This window comes from Nonomuraea rosea, assembly GCF_039539705.1.
Taxonomy (GTDB): Bacteria; Actinomycetota; Actinomycetes; order Streptosporangiales; family Streptosporangiaceae; genus Nonomuraea; species Nonomuraea rosea.
Window position 1 is genome coordinate 1 of the sequence record NZ_BAABDQ010000050.1, and the last position, 13,788, is coordinate 13,788.

Annotated in this window: 11 protein-coding genes; 2 read left to right on the top strand and 9 right to left on the bottom strand. The window is 69.6% G+C overall.

The genetic code is table 11. The features are described from left to right. Positions 1-205: 205 nt before the first annotated feature. The 6 genes from ABEA43_RS58400 to ABEA43_RS58425 form a co-directional block, all read right to left on the bottom strand. A complete protein-coding gene (locus ABEA43_RS58400) occupies positions 206-1,984 on the bottom strand; it encodes a hypothetical protein (protein WP_345576498.1) in 1,779 nt (592 codons plus the stop codon). Positions 1,985-2,123: 139 nt separating this feature from the next. Next, a complete protein-coding gene (locus ABEA43_RS58405) occupies positions 2,124-3,056 on the bottom strand; it encodes a hypothetical protein (protein ID WP_345576500.1) in 933 nt (310 codons plus the stop codon). Positions 3,057-3,330: 274 nt separating this feature from the next. After that, positions 3,331-3,522, bottom strand: coding sequence for a hypothetical protein (locus tag ABEA43_RS58410; RefSeq protein WP_345576502.1), 192 nt, complete (start codon positions 3,520-3,522; stop codon positions 3,331-3,333). Between the two features lie 788 nt (positions 3,523-4,310). After that, a complete protein-coding gene (locus ABEA43_RS58415) occupies positions 4,311-5,501 on the bottom strand; it encodes an NsdA family TPR-like regulatory protein (protein ID WP_345576504.1) in 1,191 nt (396 codons plus the stop codon). Positions 5,502-5,533: 32 nt separating this feature from the next. Continuing rightward, entirely contained in the window at positions 5,534-6,073 is a 540-nt protein-coding gene (locus ABEA43_RS58420; protein WP_345576506.1) for an RNA polymerase sigma factor, read from the bottom strand. Beyond that, on the bottom strand, positions 6,060-6,296 hold the full coding sequence (locus ABEA43_RS58425; protein ID WP_345576508.1) for a hypothetical protein: 237 nt from the start codon (positions 6,294-6,296) through the stop codon (positions 6,060-6,062). Before ABEA43_RS58425 ends, ABEA43_RS58420 begins: the two co-directional genes overlap by 14 nt. Before the next feature lie 925 nt (positions 6,297-7,221). Between ABEA43_RS58425 and ABEA43_RS58430 the strand changes: the two genes are divergently transcribed. Continuing rightward, complete coding sequence (locus ABEA43_RS58430; RefSeq protein WP_345576510.1) at positions 7,222-9,213, top strand: FHA domain-containing protein; 1,992 nt, start codon at positions 7,222-7,224, stop codon at positions 9,211-9,213. A gap of 79 nt (positions 9,214-9,292) precedes the next feature. After that, positions 9,293-10,684 (top strand): FAD-dependent oxidoreductase, encoded by a 1,392-nt coding sequence (locus ABEA43_RS58435; protein ID WP_345576512.1) that lies wholly within the window; start codon positions 9,293-9,295, stop codon positions 10,682-10,684. 1 nt (position 10,685) lies between these two features. Here the strand turns inward: ABEA43_RS58435 and ABEA43_RS58440 are convergent, their stop codons facing one another. The 3 genes from ABEA43_RS58440 to ABEA43_RS58450 form a co-directional block, all read right to left on the bottom strand. Next, positions 10,686-11,501 carry an alpha/beta hydrolase fold domain-containing protein gene (locus tag ABEA43_RS58440; protein WP_345576515.1) on the bottom strand — a complete coding sequence of 272 codons (816 nt, stop codon included), beginning with the start codon at positions 11,499-11,501 and terminating at the stop codon, positions 10,686-10,688. Next, the gene (locus ABEA43_RS58445; RefSeq protein ID WP_345576517.1) at positions 11,498-12,772 is read right to left on the bottom strand and encodes an amidohydrolase family protein; all 1,275 of its coding nucleotides are present in this window, start codon (positions 12,770-12,772) and stop codon (positions 11,498-11,500) included. The genes ABEA43_RS58440 and ABEA43_RS58445 overlap by 4 nt, the downstream gene beginning before the upstream one ends. A 115-nt stretch (positions 12,773-12,887) precedes the next feature. After that, a complete protein-coding gene (locus ABEA43_RS58450) occupies positions 12,888-13,712 on the bottom strand; it encodes an IclR family transcriptional regulator (RefSeq protein ID WP_345576519.1) in 825 nt (274 codons plus the stop codon). Positions 13,713-13,788 lie beyond the last annotated feature (76 nt).

Consider the following 13,788-nt stretch of genomic DNA (forward strand, 5'->3'; position numbering starts at 1 on the left):
GGATGCGCCCGTCGGGGAACAGCTCACGGTTGTGGTGACCCCAGCGGACGGCGAGCGCCGTCTTGCCCACGCCCGCGGTGCCGCAGACGACCGCGATCCCCGGTGGGCGGCAGGCGTTCGCGGCGTCCAGCAGGGCCAGCTCGCCGGCGCGTCCGGTGAAGTCCGGCACCGGCGCCGGGAGCGGAGTGGGCTCCCCGCCACCCGCTCACGGCTTCAGCTTGACCCTCTTCCCCGACGCACCCGGGAACACGACGACCAGGTGCTGCTCCTCCCCCGCATCGTCGACCCGCACGTAGGCACGGAGCCGGTAGCGGCCCTTGCCCGCGATCGCCAGGTTCGGCATCGGGGCGCCCGCGCCCACCTCTCCGCCCTCGCCCATGTACGGCACGGTGAGCCGGCCGCTGCGGCTGACGATCGGCACCTCGTTGACCTGATCCCACCCGGCCGTCCGCCGTGGCGGCGCAGCACGGAAGGCCTTCACCGTCAGGCACAGATCGATGACGTCCGCGACATGCCCGACCAGCACCGCACTGCCGGCCACCCCGATGAGCGAGCTGTCGTCATAGACCTTGTCCATCGCCTGCTCCGCCAGCTCGTCGGCCGCCTCGTCCTCAGGGTCCTGGACCAGATAGCCGTGATCGCCGTCGGCGAACAGGAAGTATTTGGCCGTGGCCTGGACGACACCCTTCGTCCGGGGCCACGGGTCGCGGCACTTCGCGTTCTCCCCGGCGATGTAGGCGGTGTACGCCGCCTCCGTCTCCGCGGCCGACCGCAGCAGCTCGGGATGGGTCGCGCCGACGATCTCCGGGCAGACGTACACGAGGTCCCATGGGCCCGCGGCCCCGGCGGACCGCTTACTCCCGGCCCGCGCCAGAATCGCCTCCTGCTCGTCGCTGTCCTTCGCCCGGCACAGCGCCCGCCCATACGCGAGGATCGCCTGGTCCGACACGCTGTCCGGGAACATGGGCGAGCCTCCGCCCTCTCTGCTGCGCGCCCGGCACAGGAACGCGGCGTCGCGTTCCGCGGGTTTCAGGTCGCCGAAGCTGGGCCGGGCATAGCAGTCCGTCGACCCGTGGGTGTAGGTGAGGTGCGCGGCCTCCTCCGGGTGGATCATCGCGATGACCGGCAGTACGGCCACGGCCGCCACCGCGACGCGGATCACGCGCCGCCGCGCTGGAGGAGGGTCCGCCGGGCGGCCCTCGACCGGCAGTTCGCGGGCGGTCGCCGCGATCCACACGGTGCTGACGAGCCCCACCGCGTCCATCATGACCAGCATCGCCAGATGGCCGCTGTAAATCCTTCCGCTGAGCAGGTTGAGCGCGATCACCAGCGCGTAGACGCCCACCGACAACCATCCGGCGGCCAGCGTGCCGCGGCTCCACCGGCCGTCGCGCCACTGCCCGACGACCGTGAGGATGGTCGCCGCCACTCCGCTCGCCATCAAGCCCCATACGACGACATCGCTTGAGCCAAGCTCTGGGAGGTCGAGTTCGTCGAGCAGCTCGTTGGCCATCCCGGCCAGCTCGACCGCGAACACCGCTCCGGCCACCGCGCGCAGCAGGCGGGACCGCCAGCGGATGACGAGCAGGTAGAGGACATCGATCGCGGTCCACAACGTGAGCTGGAATGCCGCGTCGACCGCGTCGGGGAGCAGCGCGATCGGATACCACAGCACGAGGCTGTTGGCCACCACCAGATACAGCAGCCGGCGCAGCGCCTTCGCCCGGCGGTCCAGCGGTCCCGGCGCGGGGGCACGCAGGATCAGCCACAGGAGCGCGGCCTTCGCCAGAGCGGCCCCGAGCAGCGCCACAACCGTCGGGGTGTCGAACCCGTCGCGCGCGTAGAACTCCATATGAGCCAGCGGCGACCATTCGACGGCCACCCAGAGCCAGGCGTCGCCGAGCACCAGGCCCGCGACCGCCGCCGACAGAACCAGACCTACTGCTCCAAGCCTGATAATCCGCCATAAACCATCCGGAAGCATGGGACGCGATCTTAGCGCGGCACCGCAGGACCGGCGGAACGAGCGGTCCCGCCCGCGGAAGGCAGGCGGTGAAGCAACCCGGCGGCGCGCAATAGCGAGACCGCTACCTGAACGGCTTTGGCCTGCGGAGATCAGGTACTCACCGGACCGGATGTCTCGCGGCGGTTCGCGGGACCCAGCCGACGAAGACGCCCTCGGGGCTGTACGTCGACAGCGCCGCCGCGATCGAGCCGTGCAGGGTGGCGTCGTCGGGCAGCCTGAGGTGGTGCTCGTCCGGCTGGTCGTAGAACGACAGGTCGAGCCGCGCCGACGGGTATCTGCTGATTCCGTCCACGACCGCCGCTTCGCCCTTGTACGACAGGGCGACCGAGCGAAGCCTGGACCAGGGGTGCTCGTTGATGTGCCGCTCGGTGATGGTCAGCACGCCCATCGCCCCAGCCTGGCTGTTTATCTTGATATATCCGGCTATGCCGATGAGCACCACCACCACTACGCCGACCATGAAGGCGACGTAGTCCGGGGCATCCGTCCCCCGGTCCGCGGGCAGCGTCGCGCCGATGACACCGACCACGAGCAGCATGAGCACGGCGACGACGATCATCAGGCAGCCGAACAAACCCTTGCTTCGGCGGAGCGCGGCAGAACGCAGGTCGAAGGCGGTTCCGTCGGACGGCTGGCGGACCGTACGCACCGCGACGGTGGACAGGCTCCACCTCTTGACGTCCCCGCGGCTGAGCAGCACCCCGCCGGCGATCCCGCACAATGCGGCCGCGACCCCGACCAGCTGCGACGGATACACCGCGCCGTCGCTGATCCCGATGGCCACGGCGGTGCCGACGATCATGAGCGGGCAGATCCCGAAGAGCGCCTTGCGCATCAGCCCGATCGCCATCGGGCCGCCCAGCCAGATCCGGGCAAGCCAGAAATACCACACCAAGCTCCAGAACACCCCGACGAAGATCTCGAAGGGGGCGGCGTCGTCCCGCCAGACGAGCACGATGCCACCGACGAGACCGGGCCAGAGGACGGCCAGCAGGCCGACGGCCGACTTGTGGGCAAGGGGGCGACGCATGCGCGGAATCCTAGCCTTGATGATTCACGGGGTTGGGTGGCTTCGCCCAGGGTGACGGCTGCGTGATTTGTTGATCTCCGATTTGGTTTCTGGGCAGGGTGTTGAGCCGGCAAGATCACGCCGGTGGTGCCGGGTCCACGGGCCGGTGGGGTCTTTCCATGAGGGTCAGGGCGGGTCTGGTGCGCAGGTGAGGGCGGGCAGCATCAGGACGGATGCGATGGTGTCGTCGTTGGTAGGCCCAGAGCCAGGTGCCGGGGATCTTGATGGTGCGTCGTCATTGGCCGCGGACCAGGCGGGCGCTGGTGTGCAGCAGGGTGGCCGGTTCGGCGATCGCCAGCGCGGTCTCGCAGCATAGAAGGCGAAACCAGGTGAGCAGGTCCCAGCCGATCGCGGCGGCGATGGTCCAGGGCTGGTTGATGGCCAGCGACCAGGTGGCCAGCCTGTCGCCACCGGCCGACTGCCTCAACAGGCCCGTGTGCTCCGCGACACCCCGCGCCCTCCATGCCGCGGGCCTGGCCCTCGTCGTCGAGCACGCACGACCACGCATTGGTGAGCAGTGCGGTGATCGCGATCTGGGCGCGTTCATCGAGGTCGAAGCCGACCGAGTAGTGGGCCCGGCGGCTGCGCGTGTTCAGCATGGTGATGAAGGCCGGCAGCCGATCGTGGGCGCCGGCCCCGTCGCAGGTGATAAGGATCCGCCTGCGGTGCTTCGGCGGGATCCGCGCGACCGCGGCGGCCACAACCTCGAGATGATCGGCGATGGTGTTGGCGCCCACGTTGCCCGGGCGCAGCTCCATGGCCAGGCACTCGCCGGTGTTGTCGCACCACGCGGTCAGCGGGAACAGCCCGTAGCCGCCTTGAACGTCCCGACCGCGGCTTCCTTGTCTCCGTGGCAGAGCTGGAGATGGCATCCATCCGGATCACGATCCATTCTCCGAGGTCGCCGTACCAGGTCCGAGAAGCCGGAATGCCGGGCGGCGATCATCACGCCGAGATCCGTGAACACCTGGCCCGGTCGTGCCTCACCCAACGGCACCGGATCCGTAACGCGGCCATGAGTTCACGGGTCGGGCCGCTCTTGAACGCCGGTATGCGCAGCCCCGCCGTACCGACGTGAGAAACCACGCCGTGACCGTCAGCCTTGCATCCACTTCGGGATAGTCTGCACGCGAGGAGTGCTTCTCGCTCCGGAAGCTTGTCGCCATCGATCGTCGAGCGCAGCGCTACGCCCGCTGGCCTTCCCCACTGTGCCTGTCAATCGGGCGCGGATCCTGCGTCTCCCCTGGCGGGCAGGAGCGCGACCGCGGATTCGAGTTGGCGGACGCGACGCTGGACGATGTTCCAGCGATACTCCGGCGCCAGTTCGCGGGTGGCCTGCGTGGCCAGTCGGAGAGTCTCCTCCGGCTCGCCTCCAGCCACCCGGCAGAAGGCCCGATCGAGCTGTATCAGTGTACGGTCAAGCTGCTCGTGGTGATCGTAGAGTTTCAGTGCCTGGGTGAGGTAGACGTAACCGTCACGGAAGTAGCCCAGCTCGACCAGCGCCTCGCCCAGGTGAAAGAACATCTGTCTGTGCGTGTAGCCGAAGACCGGGTCGCTCCCGTTCACCGCCGCCAGCACCGTTTCCGCTCTGGTCCTGGCCTCTTCCGCGGCGGCCAGGACATCGTCGCGCGCGGAGAAGCTGGCGTCGCGTCCCTGCTGCGCCAGCCGTGCCTTGGCCCGGAGCTCGGCGACGGGCGCCATGGCCCTGACCGCGCACACCTGCTTGTCCGCAAGGTCGCCGGCCGCCCGCGCCAGCTTCAGGCTGTCGAGAGGGTCGCCGTAGTAGTGCGGCAGCATGGATTGGCGGAGCATGACCCAGGCTCTGAGCGCAGGTTCCTCCGTTTCCTCCGCTGCTCTGCGGGCGGTTTCGAAGAACGAGCGGGCCAGGTCCCACCGGCTCAGATTGATCAGCAGCATGCCGATGAGGCCCGCCAGCTTCGCCGTGATCCGGTGCAGGCGGCGATGACGATCAATCGGGTGGCGCTGCTCGCACAGGCGGCCGATTTCCTCGAAGTCCCCCAGAACGTCCGTGAGCAGCTCAAGTGGCGCTGTCGCGGTGATGTACCGCTCACCGTGGCGGATGGTGCGCGCCTCCCACTCGTCCAGGACGGCTTCCGGCAGCACCGTGCCGACCAACGTCGTGTCCATTCGCTGGCGGGCCAGATTCAGACGGCTGTAGAGCGTGACGCCCCGCTCCGAGCCCGGAGTGTGGCCTCCCTGCTCGGGCCAGAGCTCGTTCTCGGCGGCCGGAAGGGGGTCCTGGCAGGCCATGATTGCCAGGAGCGTGGCCGTGGGATCGGTGACGCCACGAAGGTGGTCCAAAAGATCCTGAGCGGCGCGAGCCAGCACGATATCCAGTTCCTCGTCGGACAACTCGTCTCGGTGGGCTTCGTCGTCGGTGCTCATTGAGGTGCACCTCCCTCCATTGCACGTGCTGGCTAGAGCCGTGCCTTCAGAGCCTTGCGCGCCTTCTTCAGTAAGTCGCGCACTTTCTGGGCGCTTATGCCGAGCTGCTCGGCTATCTCGACAGAGGTATAGCCGTCCATGCAAAGGGCCATCACGATCCTGCTGTTGTCGTCCAGTTCACGGAGCACGGCCAGCACGTCCAGAAACTCAGCGGCCGGCCCAGCATGGTCGGGAACAGGACGGTCCGGAGGTTCTCCCATGGAGATCGGGAACGGCTGGCGGCGAGGGCCATGGGGTCGCAGGTACCTGCGGTATGCCACCTTGCGCAGGTAAAGCGAAGGCTTCTTGATTTCGCCCTGGCCCCGTCCCCAGCGAGCCCACACCTCCACAAAGGCCTGCTGAGTGGCGTCCTCGGCGTCGATCCTCGGGGCGCCGCAGTACATCAGAAATCTCACCAGTAGGTGATATTCGCGATCGTAGAAGTCGAGGAACTCCGTGCGTGCGACGACACCGTCTTCGGTTGAACCGGGAAGGTGCTCCACCGGAACGGGTAGGTGATCATCGGTCGCCATCGTCTGAAACCTTTGGGTTGGTGACAGGACCGAACTCGATCAGCATGCCGCGCTTGCCCAGGTCAAGGATGCGGCTCCCCGTGGGGAGGCGACGTACGAGGTCACGCCGTGCCACGTCCCTGTTCCTCTCGCGCCTGACGACGCTGCGCAGCCACGCTCCGACAATCGTGACACCGGCGACCAGCACGGCCGACACGATCGCGCCGACTTGGACGGGATCCATGGTTTGCCTCCCTTGCGGGCGGTTGAAGGGGTTTTACCCGAAGTCCCGCTCTTTGCCTATAAGTGGCCGCGAGAAGCATTGATCGGGAGGTGTATGCGTGATTGGTTTACACCGGCCTCCGAAGGTGTATCCAATTCTGCGGTCCTGGTCCTACCGGAGCACTCCTTGTAGGTCAGCCGGGCGGCGGGCGCACGGCCTTCATGCCGACCGCGTGCCGCTCGAAACTCGAACCTGGGTGTGAGCTGGGCTTCGGGAGCAGGTGTGTGACCAACCTTGCGAGGCGTGGCCCCTCGCTTACATGATCGTGCGGCGCATGTTGAGCTGATCGTCGTGCTGGTTCGCAACGAGAGCTCCAAGAACGCTGAGTTGCGGGTGTTGCGGCACGAGAACGCGGTGCTCCGCCGTCACATCACCCGTCCCCCGCCACGACCCCGCCGATCGATTATGGTTCTCGGCCCTGTCCCGGCTGATTCCCCGAGCCGGCTGGGCCAGCAGGTCTTCCAGCCGTTGTCCTGCACGCGTACGAGCGGCGCTGCGCGATCACAGGCGACAAGGTCCGACCAGTTCTTCAAGCGGCCCATATTCACCCTGTCTCGGCGGGCGGCGAGCATCCCCCTGGTGAGGGTGCCGTCAGGATCGCGTCCATGCTCAGGACGCGCTTGGCCCTGAAGCAGGCCAGACCGTTGCGGGCGCTACACAATCTTCGGCATCCACTCATGCGGAACGCTCGAAGATCGCGGGTTCGATGAAGAGCGCACCGGGCCAACGGCCAGCATCCCCTACCGGGTGAAATCGATGCGATCCGCAAGACTGGGCCACACATCGCCGATAAGCGTACTTTTCTCTTACGTGGCTACTTTTGGTCGCACATGATGGACTTGAACTCATTGATGATCAGCGCTCTTGTCACGATAAGGAAGGCATCATGCCCCCTGTCATCGTCGGACACGACGGCCCCCTCACCGACCGCCGCTTCCCGCTCGGTGACACGCCGGCCACCTTCGGCCGGAGGCAAGACTGCAGCGTGGTGATCGCCAGCGGACGAGCTTCGCGCCTCCACGCGGAGATACGCCACGAGGACGGGCAGTACATCCTGAACGACCTGGGAAGCCGCAACGGAACGCTGGTCAACGGCAGGCGCGTCACCTCACACGTGCTCCAGCCGGGCGACCTGATCTCGATCGGCGACGAGCAGTTCCGCTTCCTGCCCTCCGACGACGACGCGACGGTCTTCGGCGGCGCCGGATCTCCGCAGGCGAGCGGATCCGCGCCGCCGGCCGGCCCGGGACCGGTGCTCCGGGTGACCGTTTCCGGCGGCGGGCCCGTCGGGCTGAGCCTCGCGCTCCTCCTGGAGCACCTCATGGGCCCGCGGGTCGCCGTCACCGTCTACGACGGCCGCTGGACCCATGACGGCTCCCGGGTGGTGTGGAAGGGCCAAGATCTGGGCAATGTACGGCGCCAGCAGGTCGTCACGGTCCAGAGCCGCCAGTACCTGAACCTCCCGGGCCCGGTGCAGGCTCGGCTGTTCAAGCCCGGGGCGTACTCCGAGATGTGGCCGCCCGGCCCCGACTCCATCCGCGGCCACGCTCCGCGCAACCTCCGCATCGCCTACATCGAGGACACGCTGCTGGAGATTGCCGGCGAGAAGTCCGACAGCATCCGGCTCGTCCCCACCCGCTTCAATCCCGACGAGGATGGCGACAGCGCGAAGCAGGACCACGTGCTCGCCATCTGCGAGGGCGGCCGTTCGCGCACGCGGGAGCACTTCACCGGCAAGTTCGGCACCGCCGACAGCTCGATCTACTCCCTGAACGGCGAGCACCTGCTGGATGTCGTGCTGGGCTTACGCGTCAAGTCCGACCTGCCGGACGCCATGTCGGTCCTGCTGACCGTGGCCCAGAACCGCTACCTGCTCAACGCCCTGGGCGGCGAGGGCTTCCTCAACATGCGGCTCACCGACGAGGAGGCCGCGGAGGTCATCGGCATCGATCCCGTCCGCCGCGTGTTCGAGGAGTGTGTCGCCGCCAACCCGTGCATGATGGGCCGTACCGACGACGGCGACTTCCACTGCTCCACCCACGGCACCCTGTTCCTGCCCTCCCTGATCAAGGGGTCTGCCCTGTGGCGGCGGGTGCAGGAAGGGCTGGCGATGTTCGGCGTGGCCGACTACAACCTCAGCGCCGTCACCGCCTTCCGGCTCGACATGGTGCAGCGGCCGCGCTTCACCGCGCGCCTGCACGCCCCGACGTCCACCACCCCGGGCACCTACGGTTTCCTGCTCGGGGACGCCGCCAACGCCATCCATTTCTGGCCCGGTCGCGGGCTCAACAGCGGGCTGGCCTCGGTCATCTCCCTGGCCCGCTCGCTCAGCCAGGCCTGGCGCGGGCGAGCCTTCCGCGACGCGGACTTCATCCGCCACGAGGCGGCCATGGCGATGCTCCAGTACCGGCACAAGAGCCGTGCCTGGCAGGCGATGGTCACCACCGACGAGGACGGCGTCACCCGGGCCATCAAGGACAACATCGCCAAGGGCTGCGCCGGCCCGCAGTCCGCCCCGAGCTCCGACGCGCAGGCCGCGGCGGACATCGACACGCTGATGGACCGGCTCGTGCTCATCCGGGGCCGTCTGTCGCAGCGCGTCTCCGGCCTGCCCGACGACGTCTCCCTGCGCGCCCACCTCGGCCGGCTGTCGGCCGAGACCCTGCGCATCCTGGTCATCAGCGACGCGTGGGACACGGTGGTCATGGGCGGCGAGGAGGTCGACATCGACATCTTCTACCGCGAGGAGCCTGCGGCCGCTCCGGATGGGGAGCCCGTGTGGGCTCCGCAACTCGCCAGCGAGCGCGAACAGCACACCCGGGTGATCTCCAGATCGACCGGCCGGTCGCCACGGCCGGCGGCGCAGGCCCCCCGGTAGATCCCCCTGCCCGGCCACACCCGCATCTCCGTCCCGAGCTAGGTAGGCTCCAAGCCGTGCCCTCGATTGACGTGACTCGGTGAGCGCCACCCGTCTGCTGGTCATCGGAGCCGATGCAGCGGGGATGAGTGCCGCGCACCAGGCGATCCGGGCGGCCGAGGCGGCCGGGACCAAGCTGGCCGTGACCGCGCTGGAGGCGACCGGCGACACGTCGTACTCCGCGTGTGGCATCCCCTACTGGGTCGCCGGCGACGTGTCCGGCGGCGACGCCCTGGTGGCCCGCACCGCCGAGGAGCACCGGGCGGCCGGGATCGACCTGCGGCTCGGCGCCACCGCGACCGGGATCGACCGGCAGGCCCGCACCGTCACCTACCGGGAGGCCGGCGGCGAGCAGGTGCTGGGCTACGACGAGCTGGTGATCGCGACCGGTGCCTCGGCCGTGGTGCGGGGCTGGGCCATCGACCCCGGCACCGGGCAGCGGTATGCCGGCGTCGCGCCGGTCAAGACGCTCACCGACGGCGCCGTCTGGCTGGACCTGCTCGCGGGGCTGCCCGAGGGCCCTGGCCGGGTGGTGGTCGCCGGTGGCGGCTACATCGGCGTCGAGATGGCCGAGGCCGCCAGGAGGCGTGGCCACGAGGTCACCGTGATCACCCGCGCCCGGGTGCTGAGTCCCTTGGACCCGGACATGTCCGCCCGGGTCGAGAAGGGGATGCGCGAGGCGGGCGTCCGGGTCGTGGCCGGCTCACCGGTCGTGCGGCTGGACGTGGCGGACGGACGCGTACGTGGCGTCTATTCGGCGGACGGCGAGCGCTATCCGGCGGACCTGGTCGTGCTGGCTCTGGGGATCGCACCGAACACCGGTTTCCTCGACCTCGGCAAGCTGCCGAGCGGCCCGAGCGGCGGTTTGCGGCCCGGGCCGGACGGGAGACTGGCCGACGGGATCTGGGCCGCCGGTGATTGCTGCGAGGTCCGCCATCGGCTCACCGGCACGTGGACCTACGTGCCGCTCGGCACCCACGCCAACAAACAGGGCCGGATCGTCGGCACGAACCTCGTCACGCCGGGCGCGCTGCGCTTCGGCGGCGTGCTGGGCACCGCGATCACCCGATTCGCCGTCGGCGCGACCTACCTGGAGATCGCCCGCACCGGTCTGAACGAGCGTGAGGCCGCCGCCGCCGGCGTCGAGGTGACGTCCCTGGTCACCGAAGGCAGCACGGCCAGCGGCTACATGAGCGAGGCCGACCCGGTCGCGGTGAAGGTGCTGGCGGCGCGGTCGGATCGCCGGCTGATGGGCGCGCAGATCGTCGGCGGGCGTGGCGCGGGCAAGCGCATCGACACCGTCGCCACCGCGTTGTGGCACGGCGCGACCGTTGACGACCTGGCCTGGTCCGACTTGTCCTACGCGCCGCCGTTCGCCACCGCGTGGGACATCGTGCAGGTCGCGGCCCGGCGGCTGGCCGAGAGGCTGTGAGTCACCGGGCCGGCGCGCGGCTGGGGCCGGCGCGGCGTACGAGCCAGCCGGCCGATCGCTCGGCCAGCCGCCACTGTGCGCCGGGGTCGAGCTCGGGGAACATGTGCCCCGCGCCGGGAATCTCCTCGACCTGAACGTCGCCGCCCACTGCCCGGAGCGCCTGCGCGAGCCGGTGGCTCTGCCTGCGGGGGACGGCGGTGTCCTTGTCGCCGTGCAGCAGCAGGAACGGAGGCGCGCCGGGCCGCACGGCGTGCACCGGGCTCGCCGCTCGTGCCAGGTCGGGGCGTTCCGCGGCGGTCGCGCCGAGCAGCAGCGCCTCCCTGGAGCCGGGTCCGCGGTCGGGCTCTCCCCCGGCGTCCTCGATGTCGTCCGGCATCTGGAGCAGGTCGGTCGGCGGGTACCAGCAGACGACCGCGGACACCGCGGCCGGCTCGGTCAGCGCGTGGAGGGCGGCCAGGTGGCCGCCGGCCGAAACTCCCCAGCTCACCGTGGTGTCCGTGGTGATCCCGTGGTCGCCGCGGTGCTCGGCGAGGTAGCGCGCCGCGCTGGTCAGGTCCTCCAGCGGGGCGGGGAATCGCGCCTCGCCGCTGAGCCGGTACTCGATGCTCGCCACGGCGAGGCCCAGCCCGGCGATGCGCTCGAAGAACGACGGACTGGCGACGGGCGGCTGTGTGCGGTGGCCGACTCGCCAGCCGCCGCCGTGCACGTACAGGCACAAGGCAGCGGGAGCGGGCGGCACGTAGAGGTCCAGGGAGAGCGGGCGGAAGCCGGGTGGCTGCGCGTAGACGATCTCCCGGTGGACGGCCACCTCGGTCACGACGCGGCGGCCTCGATCAGGGGCTCCTTGTGGAAGCGGCCGCCCTGCATGATCGCCGTGATGTTCCGCTGATCCTGCAGGATCGTGACGTCCTGCGCCGGGTTCCCCCGCACCATGAGGAGGTCGGCCAGGTAGCCGGGGGCCAGCAGGCCGAGCTCGTCGCCCATGCCCATGACCTGGCCGCCGTACTGTGTGGCGGCGCGCAGGGCCTCCAGCGGGGTGTAGCCGAGCAGCTCGACGAAGAGCTGCAGGTCGCGGGCGTTCCTGCCGATGGGGTTGTTGGGGAATCCGTAGTCGCCGCCGGGCAGGGCGCGGATGCCGCGGGCGCGGATCTCCGGGTAGATGGCGGCCATGCCCTCCAGGGCGGCGACCGAGCCCATCTTCTCCGCCACGCCGCGGTCGATGCCGAACTCCGCGCCCTCGTGGACGTTGGCGTAGATGATGCCCGGCGCCGGCGAGACGAAGACCTCGTCCTTGACCGACTCCAGCAGGTCGAGGGCCTCCTCGTCCGCGTAGGTGCAGTGGTAGATCGAGCGGAAGCCGGCGCGTACGGCGATCTTCACCGATTCCGCGGACTGCGCGTGACAGTTGAGCCACACCCCGCACTCGCGGGCCGCCTCGCCGGCGGCGGTGGCCTCCTCCTGGCTGTACTGGGTGATCTGGGAGCCACCGGGGATGAAGACGTCGTCGTTGCTGAGCAGGAACTTGACGCTGTCGAAACCCATGGCGGCCTGTTCGCGGACGAAGGCACGGCAGGCGTCGGGGCCCTGCCAATCGGGCTCGACGTGGCCGTCCGGCCGCACGGGGTGGTTGTCGCGCTCCATGCTGGCCGCGCGCAGGCGCGGGCCCGGCACCGCCCCCGCCGCGATCTTGCCGCGCAGGATCACCTCGGTCGGCATGGGCAGGAGGGAGCCCGCCGAGTAGGCCGCGGTGAAACCGGCGTCCAGCAGGATCGCCGCGTTGCGCTCGGCCCTGGCGAGCTCCGCCTCCAGGCCCTCGATCCGGCCGAAGAAGCTGACGTCCAGCGGCGGGTTGAAGCCCGGGTCGATGTGGCCGACCGCGGAGGGGAAGGTGAGGTGCGCGTGCGACTCGATCAGGCCGGGCATGACCGTGCAGCCGCGGGCGTCGATCACCCGGTCCTCGCCGTGCTCGTCCTGCCAGCGGCTGCGGACCTCCACCACACGGTCACCCTCGACGACCACTTCGCCGGGCTCGGGGGACGACCCCGTTCCGTCGAAGACCAGGCCGTTGGTGAAGACGATTCGCTCCATGGTGCACGCTCCCGGCGCGGCATTCTCGCTCAGTGAGAATGGGTTTTGTTAAGCACTCTCGAGAAAGAGTGGCCGTGGATCCGGCCGGCTGTCAATGCCCGCCGGTGCGGCAGGGTCACTCCGGGGAGCAGCCGAGCAGGGTGGAGATCTCTTGAGCCGTACGCGCCGCCTGCGGGCGAAGCTCCCTGATGAGCCGCTGTGCCGACCAGTCACGGGCCTGCACCGCGACGTTCAGGCCGGCGATCACCCGGCCCGAGGCGTCACGCACGGGAACGGCGATCGAGCGCAGCCCGAAGGCGAGCTCCTCGTCCTGGACGGCACTGCCGTCCTTGCGGATGGCGGCGAGCTCGTCGCGGAGCTCGTCCAGGGACAGCTTGGCGTTGGGGCCGTGCGGCGGCAGGAAGGACCCGGCGGTGACGCGGGTCGCGAGCTCGTCGTCGCTCAGATGGGCCAGCAGCAGCTTGCCGATCGAGGTGAACACCGCCGGAAGCGTCGAGCCGACCTGGATGTTCGCGGTCACCAGGTCGGAGTTCCGGATCCGGACCAGGTAGAGCACCCGGTCTCCCGTGAGCACGCACAGGTTGACGGTCTCCCCCGTGGCCTCGGCCAGCGCCTTCAGCTCCGGGGTCGCGAGCTCGACGAGGTCCATGCTGCGCAGCGCGGCGCTGCCCAGCGTGAGCACGCGGACCCCGGGCCGGTAGTCGCCGTTCGGCAGGTGGACGAGATAGCCCTCCGCCGTCAGCGTCATGACCATCCGGTAGACCGTCGGGAGCGGGACGCCGGTGGCGGCGGCCATGTCGCTGACGCGCCAGGCCGGGTGCTGCTCGGTGAACAGCGCCAGCAGCCTGAGGCCCTTGGCCAGCGCCTCGATGCGGTATTCGGGCCGGGGAGCGGACTCGGCCGGCGCGGCGGTCTGGGCCGGCCTCCGTCTGGCGGGCATGCCACACGCCTCGCTCTCTCACGCCCTACCTGTGAAACCCATGTTCGAGGCGCGAGACTATCATGAGCGCCGCCGG

Bases quoted from the DNA above. Each gene is read 5' to 3' on its own strand.
- ABEA43_RS58425 (WP_345576508.1), bottom strand. From the start codon at position 6,296: ATGGATCCCGTCCAAGTCGGCGCGATCGTGTCGGCCGTGCTGGTCGCC.
- ABEA43_RS58415 (WP_345576504.1), bottom strand. From the start codon at position 5,501: ATGAGCACCGACGACGAAGCCCACCGAGACGAGTTGTCCGACGAGGAA.
- ABEA43_RS58445 (WP_345576517.1), bottom strand. From the start codon at position 12,772: ATGGAGCGAATCGTCTTCACCAACGGCCTGGTCTTCGACGGAACGGGG.
- ABEA43_RS58400 (WP_345576498.1), bottom strand. From the start codon at position 1,984: ATGCTTCCGGATGGTTTATGGCGGATTATCAGGCTTGGAGCAGTAGGT.
- ABEA43_RS58450 (WP_345576519.1), bottom strand. From the start codon at position 13,712: ATGCCCGCCAGACGGAGGCCGGCCCAGACCGCCGCGCCGGCCGAGTCC.
- ABEA43_RS58420 (WP_345576506.1), bottom strand. From the start codon at position 6,073: ATGGCGACCGATGATCACCTACCCGTTCCGGTGGAGCACCTTCCCGGT.
- ABEA43_RS58405 (WP_345576500.1), bottom strand. From the start codon at position 3,056: ATGCGTCGCCCCCTTGCCCACAAGTCGGCCGTCGGCCTGCTGGCCGTC.
- ABEA43_RS58430 (WP_345576510.1), top strand. From the start codon at position 7,222: ATGCCCCCTGTCATCGTCGGACACGACGGCCCCCTCACCGACCGCCGC.